The organism is Thiothrix unzii, assembly GCF_017901175.1.
GTDB classification, from domain to species: domain Bacteria; phylum Pseudomonadota; class Gammaproteobacteria; order Thiotrichales; family Thiotrichaceae; genus Thiothrix; species Thiothrix unzii.
Window position 1 is genome coordinate 3,420,253 of the sequence record NZ_CP072793.1, and the last position, 24,367, is coordinate 3,444,619.

Here is a 24,367-nt window from a genome sequence, read left to right on the forward strand (position 1 = left end):
GCCATGAAAATCCTGATCTTGGGAGCGGGGCAAGTGGGGCGTTCAGTCGCCGAAGCGTTGGAACACGAAGACAACGACATTACCATCGTTGATACCAATGCGGCGGCGTTACGGGCGTTGCGTGAAAAGCTCGATGTGCGGGTTGAAGTCGGGCAAGCCTCTTACCCACGGGTGCTGGAGCGCGCTGGAATTGAGGATGCGGACTTACTGATTGCGGTCACAAACAGTGATGAAATCAATATGGTAGCCTGCCAAGTGGCGCAAACTTTGTACCGCACCCCGAAGAAAATTGCCCGCATCCGCTCCTCGCATTACCTTGATCGGGGCGCATTATTCGCGCCGAATGCCGTGCCGATTGACGTGTTAATCAGCCCGGAACAATTGGTCACGGATTATATTTTTAATCTGATTTCGCATCCCGGTGCATCCCACGTTTTAAACTTTGCCAATGGTACGGTGCAAATGGTGGGGGTAAAAGCTCTGCACGACGGGCCAATGGTCGGGCATGAATTGCGCGAAATGCACGAACACATGCCCGGATTGAAAGCGCAAGTCGCCGCGATTTTCCGCAAAGGCAAGTCGATTAACGTCAAGGAAACCACCTTGATTGAAGCCGATGACGAGCTGTTTTTTATTGCCAGCCCCAAGCATATTCGTTCCATTATCAGTGAATTGCGTAAGCTGGATAAACCCTATAAACGCATTGTGTTAGCCGGGGGCGGGAATATCGGTAATCGTTTAGCACGATTACTGGAAGACTCGCGCTATCAAGTCAAAATCATTGAAAAAGACCCGGAACGCGCTACCAAACTGGCGGAACGTTTAGACAAAACCATTGTGTTAGAGGGTGATGTCGCGGACGAAGATTTACTGCTGGAAGAAAATATCGAAAACACCGATGTTTTTATTGCGATTACTAATGATGACGAAGCCAATATTCTGTCGTCGATGTTAGCCAAGCGTTTAGGTGCAAGGCGTGTAATGTGCTTGATTAACCGCCTTAGCTACGTGGATTTGGTGGAAAGTAATATCGACATTGCGATTTCCCCGCAGCAAATTACCATCGGTTCGTTATTAATGCATGTGCGGCGCGGTGATATTGTCGCAGTTCATGCGTTGCGGCGCGGTTCGGCAGAGGTGGTTGAAATCATTGTACACGGTGATTTCAAAACTTCGCGGGTGGTAGGGCGACGTTTAGAAGAAATTAATTTACCACCGGGAGCAAGTATTTGTGCGGTATTGCGCGACGGCGTATTACAACTGGTGTCTGCCAATTTAGTCATTGCTGCAAATGATCATGTGGTGGTATTTGTGACCGATAAACGCTATGTACCGGCGGTGGAAAAGTTATTCCAAGTCGGTATTCATTTCTTTTAAGCCATGCAGTACCCCGTTATCCAGCGGATTTTAGGGTTGCTGCTGATGGTATTCAGCCTGACCCTATTACCGCCGATTTTGGTGGGCGGCATGATGGGCGACCCTGATTTAACCCCATTTTATTGGGGATTCAGTATTACTTTAAGCTGCGGTACGTTGTTGTGGCTACCCGTGCGACGTGCTAAAGCGACATTGCGCACCCGTGACGGATTTTTGGTCGTTACCTTGTTTTGGACAGTATTGAGCGCGGCTTCCGCCTTGCCGTTTATGTTTTCAGATACTTTGAATGCAAGCTTGACCGATGCCATGTATGAGGCAATTTCGGGGTTTACCACCACCGGATCAAGCGTTTTTAGTAATTTGGATACGTTTCCGCGTTCCTTAATGTTTTTCCGTATGGAAATACAGTGGCTGGGCGGAATGGGGATGATCGTATTGGCGGTGGCAATCTTACCCATGTTAGGCGTTGGGGGAATGCAGCTTTACAAAGCGGAAACTCCGGGACCGGTGAAGGATTCCAAACTTACCCCGCGTATTGCGGAAACTGCCCGCTTATTGTGGTATGTCTATCTTACCTTGACGCTGGTGTGTGCCTTGGCTTATCGCCTCGCGGGGATGGATTGGTTTGACGCAATTACGCACAGTTTTACCACGTTATCGACTGCCGGTTTTTCGACCCATGATGCCAGTATTGCGCATTTTGACAGTCAATTGATTGGGTGGATTGCTATTGTTTTTATGTTTTTTGGTGGAGTTAATGCCAGTTTGCACTTTGCGGCATGGCATCGTTTAAGTTTGCGCACGTATTGGGAAGATTCTGAGTTTCGCACTTATTTACTGATTGTTTTGCTGGTGTCGTGGTTGGCGGGAATCTATTTGTTTGAACGTGGAGTTTATCCTGAGTTTTCAGAATCCATTTACCATTCGACCTTTCAATTTATTTCCAGTATTACCACCACTGGGTTTTCTACGACCAGTTATTCAACATGGCCGACGTTTGTTCCGGCATTGTTATTTTTCGTAAGCTTTATTGGCGGGTCGGCGGGGTCAACCGCAGGCGGTATTAAGATTATTCGTATCTTATTGTTACTGAAGCAAGGTTGGCGTGAAGTGAATCGTTTGGTTCACCCCAGTGGGCGTTTCGTGATCAAGATTAATGGCAGCCCGTTACCTGAAACGGTGGTGGAGGCGGTTTGGGGATTTTTTGCGGCTTACGTGGCAGTGTTTGTGTTCTTTATGTTGGGGGTAATGGCAACCGGAGCTGATCAGGTAACGGCGTTTTCTGCGGTGGCTTCGTCGCTGAATAACCAAGGTTTGGGTTTGGGGCAGGTTGCCAATAACTACGCGGGTCTAACGGATACGGCAAAATGGTTGCTGGCCTTGGCAATGTTGATGGGACGCTTGGAGCTGTTTACCTTGTTGGTATTGCTCACACCTGCCTTTTGGCGCAAATGACAGCGGGCTGTCTGCTGGGTGCAACCGTTTATCGACCTGACCCCCGCTAAGGTGCGCCGCTCTCGTATACTAACGCCTCAAGGAAGTACGTGCATGGCATGGAAGCCTTTGCCTTTCTAAGAATCTAACAATAATAGCAGCGGAACGGAAAAGCATGATGAACCCTAAACAGCATGGTATGACGCTGGTTGAACTCATGGTGACACTCGCTGTTGCCGCGATACTGGTTTCTGCCGCACTCCCCTCGTTAAGCGATATGGCGGCAAACAACCGTTTGAGCGCGTTAAATAATCAATTGGTTTCCTCGTTGAATTACGCTCGCAGCGAAGCAGTAAAACGCCGTTACGACGTGGCTCTGTGCGTGCGTAATAGTGCCGGTACAGCGTGTAACGCCAGCGGTGGCTTTGAAAGCGGTTGGATTATTTTCACCGACTGTAATGGTGATGGGGCGGTGACGGCTACGAATGTATGCGATCTTGACGGCAATGGTGTGAATGAATCAGCGGAAGTGATTTTACAAGATAATTTACCCAATACCGACGGGGTGGCGATTAGCAGCAATTTCACCTCACCGCGCCAGATTCGTTATCGACCTAATGGCACGGTGATTGGTGCGGGCAAATTGACCCTAACGAAAGGTGGTAGCAATATCCACGATGTCAAAGTTGCACTGACAGGCCGGGTTAGTTCGTGTAAATACGGCGCAACCTACGGTGCGTGTTCGCCCTAAACGTTTAAGATTTGCGCAATTCCTTGGGTAATACGAACGCGACATTTTCGGTAATGCCTGAATCTTGCGCCCGCACGCTCATGCCTTGCGCTTGCAAATAGGCAATCACGCCTTCCACCAGCACTTCCGGGGCGGATGCACCAGCGGTTACGCCAACAGCGTGTTTGCCGGAAAGCCAATGGGCTTGGATGTCTTCCGCGCCGTCGATTAAATACGCGGGTGTTCCACGTTTTTCAGCAATTTCACGCAAGCGGTTGGAATTGGAGCTATTGGGCGAGCCAACCACTAAAATCAAATCGCATTCATCCGCGAGTTTTTTCAGGGCATCTTGGCGATTTTGGGTGGCGTAGCAAATATCATCCTTCTTAGGGCCAATAATCGCCGGGTATTTCTGGCGCAAAGCATCAATCACAATCGACGCATCATCCACCGACAGCGTGGTTTGGGTCACAAACGCCAATTTTTCGGGGTTATGTACCTGTAACTGCGCTACTTCATCCGGGCAATCCACCCGATAAACTGCGCCGCCGAAACTGGGGTCGTATTGTCCCATTGTGCCTTCGACTTCGGGGTGATTCTTGTGACCGATGAGGATGGTTTCGCGCCCTTCGCGGCTGTAACGCATGACTTCAATATGTACTTTCGTCACTAACGGGCAGGTAGCATCGAACACTTTTAAACCACGGCGTTTGGCTTCTTGCTGTACCGCCAGCGATACGCCATGCGCACTGAAAATGACGGTGGCATCGTCCGGCACTTCATCGAGTTCTTGCACGAAAATTGCGCCTTTGTCGCGCAAGTTATTCACTACAAAACGGTTATGCACAACTTCGTGACGCACATAAACGGGTGCGCCTAACACTTCGAGTGCGCGGTCAACGATTTCAATAGCGCGGTCAACACCGGCACAAAAGCCGCGTGGGTTGGCGAGAATGGCTTGCATGGTGGAATTCCGTCTGGTCTAAAAGTGATTGTCTGGGGCAACTGTAAACTAAAGGGTGGTTTCAAGGCTATTTTCCGTAATCATAACTGTGCTAAGGTTTACAAAATATACTAAAATCTTATTTTTTGTAAACCTTATAGCTGGAGGTCGCCATGTACCCTGAACGTCTAAAACGCGCCCGTGAAGCAGCAGGTTTGTCACTGCGTGCGCTGGCAGAGCAAGTGGGGGTTTCCCAAACCGCGATCAAAAAATACGAGGATGGCGTTAATACCCCGGATTCCAGCCAATTACTTAAGTTGGCAAAAGCTTTGGCGGTGCGCAGTGAGTATTTCTTCCGTCCCTTCACTGTCCAGCTTTCGGCGGATGTGGAATACCGCAAGCGTGCGAATACACCTGTTAAACTGTTGAAACGTATTCATGCTGATGTGGAGGAGCAAGCGGAGCGCTGGCAAGAATTGACGAACATCTACCCTCAATTTCCAATTAAACCGTTTACATTGCCTGCGGGTTTGCCTGCATCGGTGAATACCTTGGATGATGTGGAGCAAGTAGCCGCATTTGCACGCGAATCTTGGAAACTGGGCGAAGATCAAATAACCGACTTGGTGGATGTTCTGGAAACACAGGGCGTTCTGGTTATTTTCTCTGCGGTAGAGGCTCAAACCAAGTTTGACGGTTTGGCGGTGCGCATTGGCTCGCAACCCGTTGTCGTGGTGGCTCAACACTGGGCGGGTGATCGTCAACGTTTTACGTTAGCCCATGAACTGGGACATTTATTACTTCAAGGACGATTAACCGCAGGGCTGGATGAAGAAAAAGCCTGTAACCGTTTTGCGGGTGCGTTTTTGCTGCCTGCGACTGCTATCCAACGACAATTGGGACAACACCGCCGGATGATTGAATGGCAAGAGCTTTATCTGCTTAAACATGAATTCGGGTTGAGCATGATGGGTTGTTTATACCGCCTGCTAGATACTGCGATTATTGACGCTAAAACCTTTGATTACTTATTGAAACGCTATTATTTCAGTGGCTGGCGAACCCAAGAACCGGGAAATGTCTACCCTGCCGAACATACCATTTTGTTCAAGCAACTGGTTTACCGTGCTTTGGCGGAAAGCTGGATTGGCGAGTCTAAAGCGGCTGAACTGTTAGGAATGCCGTTAGCCCGATTCCATCGTGAGCGTAAGTTAGAGGGCGCAGATGCAGTTACTGATCAGTGATGCGAATATTCTTATCGACATGGAAGAGGGGCAGTTATTGCACGCAATGTTTAGGCTGCCTTTTCAGTTTCAGACCCCAAACCTGCTATTTGCCGATGAGTTGGCAGAACAGCACCCTTACTTACCCACCTACGGTTTGCAATTGGGCATTTTGAATGGCGAGAGCATGAACCGGGTTTCGGCGTTGACCCTTAAATACAAAAACACGGGGCGTTATGACTGCATGGCACTAGCGTTGGCGCAGCAGGAGCAATGTACTTTGTTGACGGGCGACCAAAACCTGACAAAAGCTGCTAAAGCGGAAAAGGTTGAAACCAGAGGTAGTATTTGGCTGGTCGAGCAATTAGTCAGCCACCGTATGATTAGCATTGCATCTGCCAGACATAGTTATGCACAAATGGAGGCGAACGGGCGCAGATTACCTTGGAAGCAAGCACGTCAACGACTGAACGAGCTGGAGGCTACGTTATTGTCAAATCCGCCAGCTTGCTAATTTCAAAATGATAAATAGCTGTTACTTCTAAAGTATTTCGATAATCTCAAGTTCAAACCGTAAATTATGCCCCGCCAATGGATGATTGAAGTCGACTTGCACGCTATCCGTGCCGATGTGCTGGATTTTGCCCGGAATTTCCTGTCCAGAGGGCAGCGTGAAACTGATGATATGCCCGATTTGCAATGCCATATCCGTCGGGAAATCGCTCAATGGCAGCGTTTGCACTGCGTCAGAGTCTGGCAAACCGAAGGCTTCCGAAGCCATGATGACCAAGCGAATCGGTTCACCTACCGGCAAGCCTACTAATGCTGCTTCAATATTGGGGTGAAATGCACCCGCGCCGAGTTGCAGAATTTCGCCTTGCGGGTCTTCGCTGGCTTCCACTAAATACCCGTCAGCGAGGTAAAGTTGGTAATGCCAGCGAATGCGGCTATCGGCTTGCACAGTATTGCTCATGGTGTGGGGTGCTGCGAGTAAAAGCGACAGCATAGCAGAAGCTTAGGAAACCGGCACAAGGCTATCAACATTGAGGTAGCAACTGGGGCGGTGGCTTAAACGCGGGTAAACGTGTAACCAAAATTGCGTGCCGCGCTGGATAATGCCTTCTTGTTCCGCCACCAGATCGACCAATTGCCCATTGCGCAAGGTGGCGACGCTGGGAGCGTTACTATCGGGGGTGCGGTAACAATTGGCAGAACCGCTGCTGGCGTTAACCACATACACGGTTGCTACTACGCGCTGTTCGGGAATTTCCACGGGCGTTGCCGGTGCGGTGGAGTCTTTACAGCCACCCAGCAATGCCACTAACACTAACCATCTACAATAATACATGCGCCTCTCCCGGAGGATTCCTTTTCCGGTATGGAATACATCCTGTTATTTAACGCATCAATGCTTGAAACAGCCATGCAATCCCGCTTTAATGGTGCGTTTTTCAGGATTACGGGAGCGAACATGAAAGTTTTGGTAGTAGGCGGCGGTGGGCGCGAACATGCATTGGCATGGAAAATTGCACAGTCCGGGCGGGTAAGCGAGGTGCTGGTTGCTCCCGGTAATGCGGGTACGGCGTTAGAACCCAATATGCGCAATGTGCCGATTGCGGCAGAAGACGTGGATGCATTGCTGGCATACGCGCAGCAACATGCGGTGGAACTGACCGTGGTTGGCCCTGAAGCACCGCTTTCCAAAGGCATCGTGGATAAATTCCGGGCTGCGGGGTTGCGTTGTTTTGGCCCCACCCAGCAAGCGGCGCAATTGGAATCGTCAAAAGCCTTTGCCAAGGATTTTCTGGCGCGGCATCACATTGCCACTGCCGAATACGCAAATTTCACCGAAGTTGAACCGGCGATTGCCTACATCCGCAAAATGGGTGCGCCGATTGTGGTGAAAGCCGACGGGTTGGCGGCGGGCAAGGGCGTGATTTTGGCGCAAACCGAGGACGAGGCGATTGCAGCGGTGCAGGATATGTTGGCAGGCAATGCCTTCGGTGCAGCGGGCAGTCGCGTGGTGATTGAAGAGTTTTTGCTGGGTGAAGAAGCCAGTTTCATCGTGATGGTGGATGGCGAACACGTGCTGGCAATGGCGAGTTCGCAAGACCACAAAGCCCGCGATAATGGCGATAAAGGCCCTAATACTGGTGGTATGGGGGCGTATTCCCCCGCGCCAGTCGTTACCCCGGCGATGCACGAACGCATTATGCAGGAAGTGATTTACCCCACCGTGCGCGGCATGGCGGCGGATGGCATTCCTTACACCGGTTTTTTGTACGCGGGTGTGATGATTAATGCGCAAGGCGTGCCGAAAGTGCTGGAATTCAATTGCCGCTTTGGCGACCCCGAAACCCAGCCGATTATGGTGCGTTTGCAGTCCGATTTCGTCGGTTTGCTGGAAGCAGCCTTGGATGCGCGTTTGGATAAAGTGACCGCAGAATGGGATAGCCGTGCGTCATTGGGCGTGGTGTTGGCGGCTGGCGGCTACCCGGATGCTTATCGCAAGGGTGACAGCATCAGTGGTTTGGAAGCTGCTGCTAAGCTCGACGGTAAAGTGTTCCATGCAGGAACGTCTGAACAGGACGGGCAAGTTGTTACCAACGGCGGGCGCGTATTGTGCGCAGTCGGTTTGGGTAATAATGTTACCGAAGCACAGGCGAATGCTTACCAGTTGGTGCAGGCCATTAGCTGGGATGGTGTGTATTATCGCACGGATATTGGGCATCGTGCGGTGGCACGTGAACAGGGCTGATTCGCGCCTACGTTAATGTTCCCAAAACGCCACCTTGTTGGATGTAGTCGAGTAAGGTGGCGTAGTGTGGCGCATTGTTGCAAAGATTGATTCATGGGTGCAACAATACGCCAACACGATTCACGCTATAAAAACCAATTTTCAACTTTCACGCCTTGGCATAATTTAAAATGATCCAAGTTACGTGTAGCTACGACCAGATTATTAACAAATGCCACTGCTGCAATTTCACCGTCAGCCATTGGAATAGTGATGCCGTTATCACTTGCTCTAGCTGACTCCTTTCCAAGCCAGTTGGCGGCTTCCTTGTCGAAGGCGATGACTAATAAGCCACGATCTTCAAGTGTCTGCATATAGGCTTCCAACGCTTTACGTTTAGCGCAAGCCTCCATCTTTTCTATTCCATAGACAAGCTCACGCCACACCGTAGCGGAGGTGCAGACAGAGCCATCGTATTGCTCCAATCGTTCCATCACCCGGACGTTGGGTTGTTTTTTGGTTGGCTCAGAAATGATACAGGAGTCCAGTAGGTAGATTAGTCCTCCCATGAGAAATCCCTTGCTGGTTGGTTCATTCGCCAACTACCGATCTCATCATCTGTTAAATCAACCCCACCGTACACATCTCGCCATTCCTTGATACCTAAGAACATGCTGCTTCTTGGTGCTCTCATGGCGTTGAAACGTTCCATTGAGATCAATACAGCAACAGGCTTACCATGCCTCGTGAGGTGAATTTCCGCCCCATCTTCAGCTCTATGCACAAGCTGTGTCAGGTGACTTCTTGCTGCGGCAATTGTTGTTAGTTCCATGATATTCCTCGGCTTGCTTAGTTATGTCTATGTAATGGGCATAATCAACCTTAGCAACAATCATGATGCCTGACAAGCTTGCCGTCAGTATTTGGATGCGACCCGCAAGACATTGCCGTAATACAGCTCTTTACCCGTGGTGGTGCGCATCCATAATTCGCGGATGTCGCATCGCTGCGGGGCAAAGTAGTGATGCGCCAAGCGGGTGATTTCTGCCAGACTGATACTCGGTGAATAGGTGTTGAGGATCAGAAAGCCGTTTTTCGCCAGTAACCCTTGTGCGCCTTCGATCAGGGCTTCGAGCTTGTTTTCCAGCTTCCATTTTTCGCCTTTCGCGCCTAAACCCCATGCGGGTGGATCCATAATAATGCCTTGGTAATGCCGTCCGCGTTTGAGTTCGCGCTCGACAAATTTCAGCGCGTCTTCACGTATCCAGTGAATATCGTTTAAACCGCTGCGTTCCATATTGGTGTGCGCCCAGGTAATCAAGGCTTTTACCGAATCAACGTGCAAGGCTTCTGCCCCGGTTTGGCGTGCGCTACATGATGCAGCACCGGTATACGCAAACAGGTTGAGAAACCGCCCATCCGCCCGCAGATTTTCGCTGATGTAATCCCAGTTACTGCGCTGTTCGGGGAATAAACCTATGTGTTTAAAACGGGTTAATTCCAGTTGCAGGCGCAATTGACGGTAGCTGATTTCCCACGTTTTCGGCGCAGCATCGCGTAACGCTTGCCAAGTTCCCGCGTGTTTATCAGTTTCGATGAATTGCCAGTGGGCGAAGCGTTGCCATTCGCTGAAAGGCTTACCCGGTTTGAAATAGGCTTGCACCTCAGGGCGAATGGTAATGAGGTTGCCCCAGCGTTCCAGCTTGTTGCCGTTGCCTGCGTCAATGAGTTCGTAATCGTCCCAACCTTGGGTGTAAAGGCGGGGGTTGGTGGTGTCGGGCATGGTTCGTTGTTACCTGTGTGCGCATCAGATGGAAATAGCTTATCATCAACAATGAGTAATAACCGAGTATAACCATGCAACAATCACGTTTTCCTGTGTGTGGCGCGGGTTTAGGCTTGCGCCGCGATCATTTGGACGCGCTGGAGCAACAGGTTCCGGCGTGCATCAACTTCTTTGAAATTGCCCCGGAAAACTGGATTGGAACGGATCGCGTCAGTGCGCAACGTTTGCGTGCTTTGAGCGAGCGTTTTGGGTTTGTGTGCCACGGTTTGTCATTATCGCTGGGTGGTTTAAATCCACTGAATACCGCGTTGTTACGTGAAATCAGAACCTTGATGGATGCCCACGGGATTGCGTTGTACAGCGAGCATTTGTCTTGGTGTTCGGATCATGGGCAATTATACGATTTATTGCCGATCCCCTTTACTGAAGAAGCGGTTAAACATACCGTAGCGCGAATTCGCCAAGCGCAGGATGTATTGGGGCAGCGCATTGCGATTGAAAATGCCTCGTTTTATTTGCAAGCCCCAATCAGTGAAATGGATGAAGCCAGTTTTATTAATGCGGTGTTGAACGAGGCGGATTGTTGGCTGCATTTGGATGTGAATAATGTGTATGTGAATAGCGTGAATCACGCTTATGACCCGCGTGAATTTTTGCGGCAGTTGCCTGCTGAACGGGTGGTTTATATGCACATGGCTGGGCATTACCAGCAAGAGCCGAATTTATTGATTGATACCCACGGTGAAACGGTGATTGCGCCGGTATGGGAGTTGCTGGATTTTACTTATCAACAGGTTGGGGTGTTACCCACCTTGTTGGAGCGCGATTACAATATTCCACCGTTAGCGGACTTAGTGCCGGAAGTGGAGCAAATCGCCAGCTTGCAAAGGAAATACGCGCCATGAATGCCACCGAACATTACCAACGTACTTTTGCCGCGCACTTGCGTAACCCTGCACTGAATCCACCACCTGCGGGAGTAGACCCGCAGCGCATGGGGGTTTATGTGCGGCTGTTATTCAATAATGTGGAAGATTTTCTCAGCGGGTGTTTCCCGGTATTGCGCAGTATTTTGGATAATGCACAGTGGCGCGAATTGGTGCGCCAGTTTTATGCGGAACATGCGTGCCAGTCACCGTATTTCCGGGAAATTCCGGCAGAATTTGTGCAATGGTTAACGGCGCGGCAAGCGGAGGTGCGTTTAATGGCGCAATTCCCGTTTTTGCTGGAATTAGCTCATTACGAATGGGTGGAAGTGCCATTATTGCTGGATGATACGCAAGTGGATTGGGCGGCGGTGAATAGTGATGGTGATTTGCTGGATGAACCATTGGTGTTAAACCCGGTGATGTTGCTGCAAAGTTACCAATATCCGGTGCAGACAATCGCGCCGGATACGTTGCCCAGTGAACCGCAACCCACGCACTTACTGTTATTGCGCAATCGTGAAGGGAAAGTGGATTTTGTGGTGCTGAATGCGGTGACTGCACACTTGGTGCAATTGTTGGGGGAAACCACAACTGCACGCGAAGCACTATTGCAATTGGCGCAGGCGTTGCAACATCCTGATCCTGAACAGTTATTGGGGTTCGGCATGACCATTTTGCAGCAGTTGCATACCCAGCAAGTCATCTTGGGAACTTCCGCCCATCGGCAATAAGTGCCCGTATTGGTAAACCTAATGTGCCTAAATGCGAAGAATGTGGTATTTAATCGCTTACAAATCCACTATCGAGGGCGACCCCATGAACATATTCCGCACAAAGCTGTGTGTCAGCTTTGGACTGTTGACGACTAGCGTTTTATTCAGCGGCTGCAATGCGATTGCACCCGTGAAAGCCTCACCGGCAACGGCTGCTACACCAGCTAAAGCATCTGATGTCACCGCCAGCAATACCCCAGTGAAAAGCATTGAGGAAATTGCAAACGAGGCGATGCAAAGTAAAGGGCAATTAAGCCGTGAGCAAATCGACGCATTGATCCGGGCTAATGCTAAGTGCAAGCCGAACGATCCGCGTTATAACAGTTAAACCGTTATGGATACCCTTGCGCTGTTATTGATTGGTTTTTCGTTGTTCAGTGCGTTAATTACCGCGCGGACACACTTTCAATGTGCAAATTACAAAGGGCAATTGCTCTCGCAAAGCATGGGTATCCTGTTATTGGTGGTATTGGCGGGGCTGCAAGCGGCGCATTTTGCGTATTTGCAGCACGCCTCGCTGTTTATTCATAGTCCGATGTACGCGGTGTTGCTGTTTGCGGTGGCTCCGACGTTTTACTTGTTTAGCTCCCCGTTATTACACGCAGAAACCACCCCACGTTGGTGGCATTTACTGCATTTCGTACCGCTATTAATCGCACCTTGGTTACCGTTTGCTTATGCATTGCCGCTGGCTTTCGCGCTGGGAGCGGGTTATTTGCTGTGGCTGGCGCGTAGTGTGTATGCCTTGCGGGCGCAGCGTAGTCAGTTTCGACAGGAATTGTGGGCGTTAGCTGGCGTGTTACTGCTGGCGTTACTGGTATTGCTGTTGGGGCTGGGCTTGCCTTGGTTGTCTGAGCGGGTCTTTTTCAGTGTGTATGCCAGTGCGATTGGCGGTGCATTTTTGCTAATCAGTATGGCTTTATACACCATGCCGCAGTTACCCACCGAAGTGGTGGAAGCTGCACGTGAAACTTACGCCGTTTCCACCTTGAGCCAAGTTGATTGCGAACAGATGCTAACCCGGCTGGGTAATTTAATGGATCAGGAACAGGTATACCAAAACCCTGATCTGGATTTGGCGTTATTGGCAGAACGCATGAAGCTTTCCCCGCATCAACTATCAGAGCTGATCAATACCCGCATTGGCAAAGGCTTTTCGCGTTACATCCGTGAATATCGGGTGGAAGCTGCCGAAGATTTGCTGCTGGATAAACCGTCGATGCCGGTATTATCGGTGGGGCTTGAAGTCGGCTTTTCTTCGCAGTCGAATTTCTATGATGCGTTTCGCGAACTGTCTGGGATGACACCGGGACAGTTTCGGAAGGTACATCAGGTGTTGGCGCAGGGGAGTGGAGACTGAGTGAGGGAGTTATCCGCTACTGCGCAACTTCCTGCTTTTCCAATCGGGCAAGGCTAGAGTATACACAAGCCTTGCCCATTGGTGCGTTCCTGCTTAATACTTCAATCGTGCATAAAACGTTTTTTGCGCTTCTTCCCGCGCTTGCCGCAAAGTCAGAATGCCTTTTTCCGCGAGTAACGGAATCAGTTTCAGGAACACTTCCGCCGTCACAATCGAGTCGCCCAGCGCGGTATGCCGCCCGATGACGGTGACGTTAAAGCGTTCGGCAATCGCTTCCAAGCGGTGCGATTCCTGATTGGGGTGCAGCATAGCGGAAAGCAGCAGGGTATCCAGCACCGGATGATCAAACACAATTCCCGTGGCTTTTTCTTTGACCTGTAAGCAGCGCATATCGAAAGCGGCATTGTGTGCCACCAATACGGTATCTTGCGCAAAGGTGTGGAAGGCAGGCAGCACTTGCCCGATGGTGGGTTGGCCTTTGACCATTTCCGGCTTGATGCCGTGGATGGGGATAGTTTCGGCAGGAATCGTGCGCTTCGGGTCAACCAGTTGATCGAAGAATTCTTGCTGCAACAGCTTGCCGTTAACAATGCGTACCGCGCCTACCTGAATGATTTCGTCGCCGCCCGCCGGATTAAGTCCCGTGGTTTCGGTGTCAAATACGGTGTAAGTCAGTTCAGTTAACAAGCGATCTTCCAACGAGCGTGATTGTTCGGAGCTTTGGAATAGGTCGAAATCGTAGTATTCCGGGCGGCTTTCATTGCGTAAGAACGTAGCGGAAGCCAGCTCTTCCTGCGGCGCGGCAAGCGGTAGTAAAAAGCGGAAAAATGCGCGTACTCCATCGGCATCACGTTCGTACCAAGAGTCGCCGCCGTGGCGCGTGAGCACGTCTTGCACCGTCAATGATAGGGTTTCTGAGCCGGAACGGATTTGTTCTAACTCCCAGTTCATCATGGCTTTGATGTCGGGTGTTTGCGGTGTCCACAGCAAATCCAGTTGAGCACGCTGCGCGTTTTCGGCGAGGCGCAATTGCACCGTATCAACCCCGCACTCGATATTTAAGCGGCTACTCAGGTGTACCAATGCCTGTAACAGCGAGAAGCTTTCAACCTTTAACCACAACGAAGTATCCACCGCATCCCACTCGGCACGTACTGGCAAACTGGTTTCGATGCGGCGCACGGCAGCTTCAATGAAATCCGCACCAAGCATGTCTTCGAGCGGCCAACGTGAGCGCAAATTGTTGGTGGAAGAGGTCTGCATTTCATCAATGCGTTTTCCCAGCCCCTGAATTTCTTCACGAATCACGTGTAGTAAACGCTCACGCATCTCGACTTCAATATCGGGGTATTCCAGCACTTCGACGGCGGCTTGCGCATTTGCCAGTGCGGCGCGGCTACCTTCGGTCAGGCTGTACAGCACCCGGTCTTTTTCTGAGTCGGCCTCAAATTCGCGGGTAATATTGTCGAGCATCAGCACGAAGCCGGTAAGGTCGTTACTCACGGCAATATCCGCAGCACCATCTGGCGATTGCACCGCGCGTACCGGAGCCATTTGTACCCGCAGCAATTGCCCCGCATGGGTGGTGGTAACAAATTGTGCGGAAGGGCTGGCAGCACCGCGTTGCAGGCGATGTTGAATATTTTCCAGCGCGTGTGTCACTAATTTGCGGTCAAAAACACTGTAAATCGAACGTCCTAAGCCCACCAGTTCTGCACCACCTGCGACACCGGGAGCTTTAGATAAGGCGCGGAATTGCATTCGGGCGCGGTTGTTGTACAGCAAAATGCGCCCGTCTAAATTGCACACTACCACGCTCTTGGTTAACTCTGACATTAACGCCGCGAGGCGGCTTTTTTCCATTTCGGTATTGCGGCTGGCTTCCTGCACGCGCACATCCATTTCCGAACGCAAGGCTTCGCGCTGCTCCACCAGTTGATTAAACAGATCAGTCAGACGGCGATTTTCCACGCTGCCTTGCGCCACTAAGCGGCGTTTGACATCCGTTCCCAGCAACACTTGCGCCTCTTCCGCCAACCGTGCCGGTGCGGTCATAAAGTAGGCCACCAGTTGCCGCAATACCGCCCCAACCGCCGCCAGCGATACCGCCCACATCACCACCAATAACACCACCCGTGGCCCCACAGCATTGATCACTGCTTCACGATCCGGCTCTTCCAGTGCCGCCCAAATCAGGCCGCCTGTCACCAATAGCCACACCAAACACACCACCCCGACAATGCCGACCCCGATAATAATGCGCCAATCGACCTTTCTCATGCGCCCGTCTCCAGCAAGGTTTTAACTTTCTGTACCAGCTCTTTGGTGGAAAACGGTTTAATCATGTAAGCGTTCGCACCCAAGGCCAAACCTTTGGATAAATCCGTGTCACGTCCTTTTGCGGTTAACATCAGGATTAACACCTTGGCGCACAGTGGGTTAGCCCGCACACTTTGGCAGACTTCCAGTCCGGTTTTCTTGGGCATCATTACATCGAGTAATACCAAGTGCGGTTGTTCACGCACGATGGTATCGAGTGCTTCTTGTCCATCACGTGCGACTAACACGTTGAAACCTTCACGTTTTAACAGGTATTCCAGCGAAATCACGATATTGGGTTCGTCATCCGCAATCAAAATGGTCTGGCTCATGATGTTGTTGTCTCCTCCTGATTTACTGTTTGCTTGCTAGGGTCGCGTGGCAAGTAAAAGCTAAAACACGCACCCTCTCCCGGTGCTGATTCCAGCCATAACCGCCCCCCAAAATGTTCCACAATCTGCCGACTGATCGGCAAACCTAATCCGGTGCCTTGGATGGTTTGCTCCATACCGCTGACTTGCCGGAATTTTTCAAATACTTGTGTCTGTTGTTCAACAGCAATGCCGCAGCCATTGTCCTGCACTGCCACGGTGATACCGTCGGACGTATCGTGCAGGTAAACATCAACCCGCCCGTGTTCTCGCGGAATGAATTTCAGCGCGTTTGAGAGCAAATTCAACATCACTTGCATCAAACGATCAGCATCCGCCCGCAGCGGCGGCAATGCGCCCGTGCCGTGTACCGTCAACGTCGCACCTTGTTCATGGTAACGGCTGGCAATGCTATTGACGGCTTGCGTTACCAGTGCGTGCATATCCACGTCGCTGTTATGCCATTCGGCGTGTCCGGCTTCAATTTTCGCCATGTCGAGCACTTGGTTGACTAAACGGCTCAAACGCTCGGTTTCTGCCACGATAATACCCAAAAATTGCTGGCGGTGCTCCGTCGGCATTTCCTCATCATCCAACATCATTTCCGATAATGCACGGATAGATGTCAAGGGAGTGCGTAATTCATGGGTAACAGACGACATAAAATCGTCTTTCAAGTGATCCAAGCTCTTGAGTTGCTCATTGGCGGCGCGTAATTCAGCCGTAGCGCGTTCCAGCGAGCGCGATTTATCCTCCAGTGCCTGCGAATAGGCGCGTAATTGCGAGGCTTCTTCCAAAATACGCAACACATCGTCGAGTTCAAGGGCTTCTTCTTCCACCACCGAAGCCACCATCACCCGTGCCGAAGCACTGCCAATCGCTCCCGCCAACTGGGTTTCGACAAATTGCACCAACGACGCATCCGCTGGAATTTGCGCAATGCGTGCGACGTTAACCTGTTGCGCGTACTGCGTTAGCAGGTTTTGGGTTTTATTTTCCCCCAAAAAGCGAATCAGTAATGCTTGTAAATCGCTGACTTTGGCGCGGCCTTGCCAAAACACCGGATTGGCCGAGGCAGTGCGCTCAAATACATCCACAAACAGCAATGCCTGACTGGTTTCTGCCGCCGACGGGCGACTACTCAGCGACACCAACACGTAAGCACTGACATTGGCAAACAAGCTCCAAAATAACGAGTGGGTTAAGTTATCCAAGCCCTGTAAGCCCAGAAACTGTTCCGGTTTGAGCCATGCCAGCCCCCACAAACCCGCTTCCAGAAAATCTGCCGACATCCACCCTGATTTTGCCAATGACGGTAACATTAAGGTGTAAGCCCAAAACGCAAACCCCATCAGTAAACCGACTAACACCCCGCGTCGCGTACCGTGTTTCCAATACATTCCGCCCAATACCGCCGGAGCAAATTGCGCCACCGCCGCAAAGCTGATTAACCCAATACTGACCAGTGCGTAAGCTTCCCCAGCGAGGTGGAAATACACATACCCCAGCAACAGCATTCCTAAAATCGCCACACGCCGTATCGTTAACAGCAAGCGCGTAACATCGCCATGTCCGGCAAAATGTGCGGTACGTAACAGCAACGGCATTACCAAGTCATTACACACCATCGTCGACACCGCAATGGCCTCCACAATCACCATCCCGGTAGCCGCCGACAGGCCACCGACAAACACGAACAAAGCCAAACCGGTTTCGCCCTGCGCTAACGGTAATGACAAGACAAAGAATTCGGGGTTGGTTTGCCCCGCGCCAAAATACAGCAAGCCGCCCAATGCAATCGGTAGCACAAATAAGTTAATCAGCAGCAAATACAACGGAAACACCCAAACCGCGCGTTTGAGGTGACGCTCATCCACATTTTCCACCACCATTACCTGAAATTGGCGCGGCAAAAAAATGACTGAAAGCATCGCGAGTAGGGTGAGTGCAAACCATTGCGGGTAAGCAAAGCTTTTACCCTGATCAAATTGCAGCAAGGCTGCTAAGTCTGGCTTAGCCATTGCCTGCGCAAAAATATCTGTTACCCCGTTAAACAAGCCGTAAGTGACGAATAATCCCACCGCCAAAAACGCCACCAGTTTCACAATGGATTCAAATGCAATCGCTGCTACCATGCCTTCGTGACGTTCGGTGCTATCTAAGTGGCGTGTGCCGAAGATAATGGTGAAACCGGCGAGTGCCAACGCAATATACAGCGTGCTATCCGCCCACCAATGCGCTGCTGGCAAGACTTGCGCCCCGCTCGGCGTGGTTAAGAGCGCGTAACCGCTGGCAATCGCTTTCAATTGCAACGCCATGTACGGCACGATCCCCACCACGGTAATCAGCGTAACTAAACCGGCTAACAACGGGCTTTTACCGTAGCGACTGCCAATAAAATCAGCGATAGAGGTAATCCGGTAGGTTTTGGCAATGCGGATCATTTTGCGCACCACAATCCAAGCCAGCACCATCGCCAACATCGGCCCCAAATAAATCGGCAAAAACCACACACCTGCGTTGGCGGCACGCCCGACACTGCCGAAATACGTCCAAGCCGTGCAATACACCGCCATCGACAGCGCGTAAACCCACGGGCTGGCAATAATCGAACGCCCTTGCGCGGCACGCTTATCACCAAACCATGCCACCGCGAAAAGCAGCACTAAATACGCAAACGATGCGCCAATAACCACTGTGCTTGATAACATTGCTTACCTGCCGTGTTCGTGGGTTTCCATTAACCATGCCAGCACGATGATCAACACCGCCCAAATCAGGAATAAACCCGCCGGAAACAGCGGAATTCCCCATAACATCGCCTGATGATCCCACAGTGCCAGCAACGGAAAATTCAACGCAGCCCAGCCGAGAATAAATAACGCGAGCAAGCGTTCCGAGTGAATACCTTTAAGCATGGGGTGTTACTGCCTTTTTCGCCAAATACAGTGTCCATCATAGGGCAGTAACGTAATGAACCCTATACAAAAAGGTCAAGCAAGCGATAAACTGGTGGGTTACTCCCGCTGGTATTCCCTAGGGTTGACCTTAAGGATAATCCGGCTTAATGTAATCCCATTAAATTTTGGAAATAGAACACTATGGCACGTATTACCGTTGAAGACTGCCTCGCGCACGTCGATAACAATTTTGCATTGGTCTTGAAAGCAGCGAAACGCGCACGCGACATTTCCCACGGTGCACAACCCTTGGTTCCTGAAGAAGGTGATAAACCCACAGTGGTTGCCTTGCGTGAAATCGCCGAAGGTTTGCTAAACCCGAAACCAGTGGTCGTCACACTGCCTGATCAGGATTAAACCATAGGCCGCTGGCGGTAAAGCCGGGTGAGGAGGGGTGAATGAATATATTCCGCGCCCAAGACCTGATGCGTTTGATTGAACGCTACATGGACGAGGCCAGTGTGCGCAAAGTTTACGATGCGTTCTTGTTGGCGGCTGATGCTCACGATGGGGTTTTCCGCAAAGATGGCATCACGCCTTATATCGCTCACCCGATAGAAGTGGCGCATATCCTTGCTGATTTGCACCTCGACGCGGATACCTTGTGTGCCGCGCTGTTGCACGATGTGTTGGAGGACACCCACTACCAACACGCCGATTTAAGCCAGCCGTTTGGGAAAGCGGTTGCCGATTTGGTCGATGGTGTGACCAAACTCGAAAAAGACGAAGTGTTGACCACCAAGCACGCTGTCACCATTGCCAGTTACCGTAAAATGATGCACGCCATGACCGATGATTTTCGGGTGGTGCTGATTAAATTAGCCGATCGTCTGCACAATATGAGCACGCTCGATAATATGAAGCCGGATGCACGGCGACGTATTGCAGACGAAACTTTTGCCAAATACATTCCGCTTGCCCGCCGTTTCGGGATGAATGAAATCCGCCGTCAGTTACAGCAATACGCTTTCAAAAGTTTGTATCCTTGGCGGAGTCAGGTATTAGAACACGCCCTCGAAACCTATTTGGATGCGCACGAGCAAGAGCACGAAACTATTGTGCAGCAAGTGACTGACACGCTGGCAGTTTCGATTCCCAATGTTTCGGTGTTTATGTGGGATAAGAACCTGTTCCGCATGTACGAGCAATGCAAGCGTGAAGGCATGACCTTCCATCAGCAGTGCGGTTTGCTGGAAATCCGGGTGTTGGTGCGTGAGCGTAACGAGTGTTACCGCGCGTTAGGGATTTTGCACGAGTTGTATCGCCCACGCTTGGGGACGCTGAATGATTTTATTGCGACACCGAAAGGCGGTTACGGTTTTCAGGCGTTGCAAACCACGGTGATTACCAGTGCGCATCAATCGGTGCGTTTCCAGATTCAAACTCGCGATATGTTTCAGGTGGCGCAATACGGTTTGGCGGCGCAATGGCGTTACCCGGATATGCGCACGACCGGTAAGGCCGAATACACCCAAGCGGTATTGGGGCGGTGGTTGGCGCAAGTGAAAGAGCTGGAAAGCCAAGCCGATAACCCCGATGAGTTTTACGAAGACATGCAGGCGGATTTATTCCACGCTGAAGTGTATGCGTATACCCCGCGCGGTGATGTGAAAGATTTCCCCAAAGGTGCGACCTTGGTGGATTTTGCTTACGCCGTACATACCCAAGTGGGGCATCATTGCATCAGCGCGAAAGTCGACGGCATGGAACGCCCGTTACATACCCGTATTCCGCACATGGCAGTGGTGGAAATTATTACTGATCCTGCCGCTTCGCCCCAGCCATCTTGGTTAAATTTCGTGGTGACGGGGCGGGCGAAATCGTATATCCGCACTTGGTTACGCTTACAAACTGCCGAGGCGCAACAATCGTTGGGGCAGGAACGCTTAATCAGTGTGTTACGAGGGCGCGGTTGCGATTTAACCAGTTTGGAACCAGAGCGTCTTGAAGCCACCCTGAAAGCATCCGGCTATGAAACGATTGAAGCCCTTTACCAAGCGATTGGGCGCGGCGATGAATGTTCCAAATTGCTCTCGGAACGCTTACTGGGCAATTTGAAAGGCGCGGATACTAAGCAAGATACGCCGTTGCTGATCAAAGGAACCACCGGTTTAGCGATTAAATTTGCGGCGTGTTGTTTGCCCTTACCCCCCGAAAACATTCTGGCGCGGCAACACCAGCAGCACGGTCTGGAAATTCACCGTGCAGATTGCCCGCATATTCATCATTTGCAACAAGGCGACTCACTGTTTTCGGTAGCTTGGGCGCAAGATATGGTGGATAAAAAGTTTTCGGCGGGGATTGTGATTGACGTGCGCGATGTGCGCGGCATGTTACACAATATCACCAAAAGTTTAGCTGACATGGACGTAAATATTGAAGACCTGAACATCACCGGGGCGGGTCAAGTCAAACAAGATACCCTAATCATTCAAGTTAACGATCTTGAGCATTTACAAGAGGTCATGCGTCAGCTAAAACACATCCCTAATGTTTTAAATGTTTCACGGTTGACGAAAAAGGATTCCCATGAGCCGCATCATCATTTCCACGACTGACGCACCGCAAGCCATTGGCACGTATTCGCAAGCTGTTCGCGCGGGCGATACCGTTTACCTTTCCGGGCAGATTCCCTTGGTTCCCGCTACGATGCAAATGGTGGAAGGCGATATTGCTGCGCAAGTGCGCCAAGTGTTTAGCAACTTAGCGGCAGTGGCAGCGGCGGCGGGCGGGTCGTTAAACGATTGCGTGAAAGTGCATGTGTTCCTCACTGATTTGGTGAATTTCCCAGTGGTTAATGAAGTCATGGCGGAGTTTTTCACCGAACCTTACCCCGCACGGGCGGCGATTGGCGTAGCAGCGTTACCGCGTGGCGCACAAGTCGAAGTTGATGCCATTATGGTATTGAATTCCTGATTGACCCCTCACCCCAGCCCTTCTCCCTCAAGGGGCGAGGGGTAAGAGTCTTGTGCTATGCGTAAATTAGCGGCGATTGATTTAGGTTCCAATAGCTTTCACATGATTGTGGTGCAAATCGACGATCACGGGCAGCTTACGGTATTGGATCGCTTGCGTGAGTCGGTGCGGCTTGGCGGTGGTTTGGACGCGAAAGGCAATCTCACCAAAGAAGCGCAGCAACGCGCCCTTGGGTGTTTGCAGCGTTTTGGGGAGCGGTTGCGCGATTTCCCTTCTGATCAGGTGGCAGCAGTTGGCACGAATACGTTGCGTCAAACCAAAAATGCTCGCGAATTTCTGGTGTTGGCGGAAGCGGCATTGGGGCATCCGATTGCGATTATCAGTGGGCGTGAAGAAGCGCGGTTGATTTACGTAGGGGTGGCGCATTCACTGGCGCAGGAACAACCGGGTAAGCGGTTCGTAATGGACATCGGCGGCGGCAGCACTGAGTTAATCATTGGGCAGGGGTTTGAGCCATTGCACCTTGAAAGCTTACGCATGGGGTGTGTTACCAGCAGCCAGCGATTTTTCCCCGATGGTAACTTAGCCAAAAGTTGCTGGGAAAAAGCCTTAACCGCTGCACATTTAGAGCTAATGCCGATTAAAGCCAGCTATCGCGAAATTGGCTGGGAATCCGCCACGGGTGCGTCGGGGACGATTCGCGCGGTGAAAAAGGTGATTCAGCAAACCGGATTAGCACCTTACGGCATTACGTTGGACAATTTGCAGCGGTTACGCGGCATGATGACTGAGGCAGGGCATGTGGATAAGCTCAAATTGCCCGGTTTGAGTGATGAGCGCAAGCCAGTGTTTGCCGGTGGTCTGGCAATTTTGATTGCGGTATTTGAGGCGTTAAAAATTCGCCGGATGTTTGTGTCAGACGGAGCCTTGCGCGAAGGTTTGGTGTATGACCGTCTCGACCGTTACCAGCATGAAGATTTACGTGAGAAAACCGTGCGTGGGTTCCAACAGCGTTTTCAGGTGAATCTGGCGCAGGCGGAATTTGTGCATAAAACGGCGCATAAATTGTTTAATCGTTGCCGCGATGAATGGAAATTGCCGGAGCATCTCGATACCTTGCTGGGCTGGGCGGCGGATTTGCACGAATTGGGTTTGGCGATTGCGCACAGCAGTTATCACAAGCACGGTGGGTATTTGTTGGAAAATGCCGATTTATTGGGATTTTCCAGCGAAGAACAACGCTGGTTAAGCGTATTGGTGCGCACCCATCGCCAGAAACTTTCCCCGAAACTGTTTGAAGTGGTGGATGCAGGGCAGCGTCAGGCGGCGTTGTACCTCAGTGTGCTCTTGCGGCTTGCGGTATTATTACACCGTTCGCACAACGAACACGCGCCGCGCATTGAGCGCATTAAGCCGGGTAAAAATCGCTTGGAATTGCGCTTTACCGAAACCGACTTAGCCGGAAAACGCCCGTTGTTGTTGGCTGACCTTGAGCGCGAACAGGCGTTTTTGGCGGCGGTGGATTTTACCCTGTCGTTTTAAGCGGCTTGCCGAAAGTGGCCAACCAACTTGGTGGCGGGGGCAACAATCAGCAGTACCAAAGCCCCTGCGATTACGCCAAACAAGCCGTTCAGAATCGTTGGGGTAATGGCTGCTAACACGCCGCCGACCCAGCCGACCTGATGCACAAAGTTTTCCGCACCGTGCAGGACATCATGTGAGTGCGGAATGCCGTGCAGCAAAATCCCGCCGCCGACGAGGAACATCGCGGCAGTTCCCACCACTGACAAAGTTTTCATTAACCAAGGTGCGAACCACAAAATGCCGCGTCCTAACGCTAGGCGTAAACCGGTAGCTTTGTCTTTAATCAGGTGAAAGCCGAGGTCGTCGAGTTTGACAATGCCCGCGACTAGGCCGTACACACCGATGGTCATTACGATGGCAATGGCTGCTAAAGCCAACACTTGTTGTAGGAACGGCATTTTTTCCACCACGCCCAGCGCAATCACAATGATTTCCGCCGACAACACGAAATCGGTACGAATCGCGCCTTTAATTTTATCCTGCTCAAACGTCACCATGTCGATGTCAGGGTTGTGTGCCACGGCGAGCAACTCAGCATCTTCGGCGTGTTCTTGCGCATCGCTGTGGGTGAGCTTGTGGTAGATTTTCTCGAAACCCTCGAAGCACAAATACGCCCCGCCCAACATTAATAACGGGGTGATTAACCAAGGTGCAATCGCACTGATCAACAATGCCGCAGGCACTAAAATTAATTTATTAACGAACGAGCCTTTCGCCACCGCCCACACCACGGGCAATTCGCGTTCGGCTTGCACGCCTGCTACTTGTTGCGCGTTCAACGCAAGGTCATCACCCAGTACCCCGGCGGTTTTTTTCGCGGCTATTTTAGTCATGACAGAAACGTCATCAAGTACGGTGGTAATGTCATCGAGTAAGGCTAAAAGACTCCCGGCAGCCATGTAAAACTCCTGATTAGCAATGGTTT

The 24,367-nt window shown here is 51.2% G+C and carries 25 protein-coding genes; 14 read left to right on the forward strand and 11 right to left on the reverse strand.

What is annotated here, in order from left to right; genetic code table 11:
- Positions 1–3 precede the first annotated feature (3 nt).
- The 3 genes from trkA (at position 4) to J9260_RS17075 (ending at position 3,562) form a co-directional block, all read left to right on the forward strand.
- Positions 4–1,377, forward strand: coding sequence for a Trk system potassium transporter TrkA (gene trkA, locus J9260_RS17065; RefSeq protein ID WP_210218904.1), 1,374 nt, complete (start codon positions 4–6; stop codon positions 1,375–1,377).
- 3 nt (positions 1,378–1,380) lie between these two features.
- The gene (locus tag J9260_RS17070; protein WP_210218905.1) at positions 1,381–2,832 is read left to right on the forward strand and encodes a TrkH family potassium uptake protein; all 1,452 of its coding nucleotides are present in this window, start codon (positions 1,381–1,383) and stop codon (positions 2,830–2,832) included.
- A 154-nt stretch (positions 2,833–2,986) separates the two neighbouring features.
- Positions 2,987–3,562 carry a GspH/FimT family pseudopilin gene (locus tag J9260_RS17075; protein WP_210218906.1) on the forward strand — a complete coding sequence of 192 codons (576 nt, stop codon included), beginning with the start codon at positions 2,987–2,989 and terminating at the stop codon, positions 3,560–3,562.
- Between the two features lie 4 nt (positions 3,563–3,566).
- Here the strand turns inward: J9260_RS17075 and ispH are convergent, their stop codons facing one another.
- Positions 3,567–4,505: a 4-hydroxy-3-methylbut-2-enyl diphosphate reductase gene (ispH, locus tag J9260_RS17080; protein WP_210218907.1), complete on the reverse strand. Its 939-nt coding sequence runs from the start codon at positions 4,503–4,505 to the stop codon at positions 3,567–3,569.
- Positions 4,506–4,657: 152 nt separating this feature from the next.
- Here ispH and J9260_RS17085 point away from each other — a divergent pair, with 152 nt between their 5' ends.
- Both J9260_RS17085 and J9260_RS17090 read left to right on the forward strand, forming a co-directional pair.
- Positions 4,658–5,728 carry a helix-turn-helix domain-containing protein gene (locus tag J9260_RS17085; protein WP_210218908.1) on the forward strand — a complete coding sequence of 357 codons (1,071 nt, stop codon included), beginning with the start codon at positions 4,658–4,660 and terminating at the stop codon, positions 5,726–5,728.
- Positions 5,709–6,221, forward strand: a complete 513-nt coding sequence (locus J9260_RS17090; protein ID WP_210218909.1) for a PIN domain-containing protein — start codon at positions 5,709–5,711, stop codon at positions 6,219–6,221. Before J9260_RS17085 ends, J9260_RS17090 begins: the two co-directional genes overlap by 20 nt.
- Positions 6,222–6,248: 27 nt before the next feature.
- Here J9260_RS17090 and J9260_RS17095 read toward each other — a convergent pair whose 3' ends face one another.
- Positions 6,249–6,680 carry an FKBP-type peptidyl-prolyl cis-trans isomerase gene (locus J9260_RS17095; RefSeq protein WP_210218910.1) on the reverse strand — a complete coding sequence of 144 codons (432 nt, stop codon included), beginning with the start codon at positions 6,678–6,680 and terminating at the stop codon, positions 6,249–6,251.
- A gap of 42 nt (positions 6,681–6,722) precedes the next feature.
- On the reverse strand, positions 6,723–7,055 hold the full coding sequence (locus J9260_RS17100; RefSeq protein WP_210218911.1) for a hypothetical protein: 333 nt from the start codon (positions 7,053–7,055) through the stop codon (positions 6,723–6,725).
- Between the two features lie 123 nt (positions 7,056–7,178).
- On the opposite strand from J9260_RS17100, the gene purD reads away from it, so the two are divergent.
- The gene (purD, locus tag J9260_RS17105; RefSeq protein ID WP_210218912.1) at positions 7,179–8,465 is read left to right on the forward strand and encodes a phosphoribosylamine--glycine ligase; all 1,287 of its coding nucleotides are present in this window, start codon (positions 7,179–7,181) and stop codon (positions 8,463–8,465) included.
- 125 nt (positions 8,466–8,590) lie between these two features.
- Here the strand turns inward: purD and J9260_RS17110 are convergent, their stop codons facing one another.
- The 3 genes from J9260_RS17110 to J9260_RS17120 form a co-directional block, all read right to left on the reverse strand.
- A complete protein-coding gene (locus tag J9260_RS17110) occupies positions 8,591–9,013 on the reverse strand; it encodes a PIN domain-containing protein (protein ID WP_210218913.1) in 423 nt (140 codons plus the stop codon).
- A complete protein-coding gene (locus J9260_RS17115) occupies positions 9,001–9,276 on the reverse strand; it encodes a type II toxin-antitoxin system Phd/YefM family antitoxin (protein WP_210218914.1) in 276 nt (91 codons plus the stop codon). Before J9260_RS17115 ends, J9260_RS17110 begins: the two co-directional genes overlap by 13 nt.
- A gap of 84 nt (positions 9,277–9,360) precedes the next feature.
- The gene (locus J9260_RS17120) at positions 9,361–10,227 is read right to left on the reverse strand and encodes a class I SAM-dependent methyltransferase (RefSeq protein WP_210218915.1); all 867 of its coding nucleotides are present in this window, start codon (positions 10,225–10,227) and stop codon (positions 9,361–9,363) included.
- 74 nt (positions 10,228–10,301) lie between these two features.
- Between J9260_RS17120 and J9260_RS17125 the strand changes: the two genes are divergently transcribed.
- From J9260_RS17125 to J9260_RS17140, 4 genes are all read left to right on the forward strand, one after another.
- Positions 10,302–11,135 carry an HvfB family MNIO-type RiPP peptide maturase gene (locus J9260_RS17125; RefSeq protein WP_210218916.1) on the forward strand — a complete coding sequence of 278 codons (834 nt, stop codon included), beginning with the start codon at positions 10,302–10,304 and terminating at the stop codon, positions 11,133–11,135.
- Positions 11,132–11,890 carry an HvfC family RiPP maturation protein gene (locus J9260_RS17130; protein WP_210218917.1) on the forward strand — a complete coding sequence of 253 codons (759 nt, stop codon included), beginning with the start codon at positions 11,132–11,134 and terminating at the stop codon, positions 11,888–11,890. The genes J9260_RS17125 and J9260_RS17130 overlap by 4 nt, the downstream gene beginning before the upstream one ends.
- Before the next feature lie 85 nt (positions 11,891–11,975).
- Positions 11,976–12,260: a hypothetical protein gene (locus J9260_RS17135; RefSeq protein ID WP_210218918.1), complete on the forward strand. Its 285-nt coding sequence runs from the start codon at positions 11,976–11,978 to the stop codon at positions 12,258–12,260.
- A 6-nt stretch (positions 12,261–12,266) separates the two neighbouring features.
- Complete coding sequence (locus tag J9260_RS17140; RefSeq protein ID WP_210218919.1) at positions 12,267–13,292, forward strand: AraC family transcriptional regulator; 1,026 nt, start codon at positions 12,267–12,269, stop codon at positions 13,290–13,292.
- A 93-nt stretch (positions 13,293–13,385) separates the two neighbouring features.
- Here J9260_RS17140 and J9260_RS17145 read toward each other — a convergent pair whose 3' ends face one another.
- From J9260_RS17145 to J9260_RS17160, 4 genes are read right to left on the reverse strand one after another with little or no spacing between them, the layout of a single operon-like run.
- Positions 13,386–15,572: a 3'-5' exonuclease gene (locus tag J9260_RS17145; protein WP_210218920.1), complete on the reverse strand. Its 2,187-nt coding sequence runs from the start codon at positions 15,570–15,572 to the stop codon at positions 13,386–13,388.
- Positions 15,569–15,943 (reverse strand): response regulator transcription factor, encoded by a 375-nt coding sequence (locus tag J9260_RS17150; protein ID WP_210218921.1) that lies wholly within the window; start codon positions 15,941–15,943, stop codon positions 15,569–15,571. Before J9260_RS17150 ends, J9260_RS17145 begins: the two co-directional genes overlap by 4 nt.
- Positions 15,940–18,693: a sensor histidine kinase gene (locus J9260_RS17155; protein WP_210218922.1), complete on the reverse strand. Its 2,754-nt coding sequence runs from the start codon at positions 18,691–18,693 to the stop codon at positions 15,940–15,942. Before J9260_RS17155 ends, J9260_RS17150 begins: the two co-directional genes overlap by 4 nt.
- A 3-nt stretch (positions 18,694–18,696) precedes the next feature.
- On the reverse strand, positions 18,697–18,900 hold the full coding sequence (locus tag J9260_RS17160) for a hypothetical protein (RefSeq protein ID WP_210218923.1): 204 nt from the start codon (positions 18,898–18,900) through the stop codon (positions 18,697–18,699).
- Between the two features lie 183 nt (positions 18,901–19,083).
- Between J9260_RS17160 and rpoZ the strand changes: the two genes are divergently transcribed.
- From rpoZ to ppx, 4 genes are read left to right on the forward strand one after another with little or no spacing between them, the layout of a single operon-like run.
- Positions 19,084–19,299, forward strand: coding sequence for a DNA-directed RNA polymerase subunit omega (gene rpoZ, locus J9260_RS17165; protein WP_210218924.1), 216 nt, complete (start codon positions 19,084–19,086; stop codon positions 19,297–19,299).
- A gap of 41 nt (positions 19,300–19,340) precedes the next feature.
- A complete protein-coding gene (locus J9260_RS17170) occupies positions 19,341–21,500 on the forward strand; it encodes a RelA/SpoT family protein (RefSeq protein ID WP_210218925.1) in 2,160 nt (719 codons plus the stop codon).
- Positions 21,472–21,858: a RidA family protein gene (locus J9260_RS17175; protein WP_210218926.1), complete on the forward strand. Its 387-nt coding sequence runs from the start codon at positions 21,472–21,474 to the stop codon at positions 21,856–21,858. Before J9260_RS17170 ends, J9260_RS17175 begins: the two co-directional genes overlap by 29 nt.
- 57 nt (positions 21,859–21,915) lie before the next feature.
- Positions 21,916–23,400, forward strand: a complete 1,485-nt coding sequence (ppx, locus tag J9260_RS17180; RefSeq protein ID WP_210218927.1) for an exopolyphosphatase — start codon at positions 21,916–21,918, stop codon at positions 23,398–23,400.
- Here the strand turns inward: ppx and J9260_RS17185 are convergent.
- Entirely contained in the window at positions 23,397–24,341 is a 945-nt protein-coding gene (locus tag J9260_RS17185) for a DUF808 domain-containing protein (RefSeq protein ID WP_210218928.1), read from the reverse strand. The two genes, ppx and J9260_RS17185, sit on opposite strands and share 4 nt — an antisense overlap.
- Between the last annotated feature and the right edge of the window lie 26 nt (positions 24,342–24,367).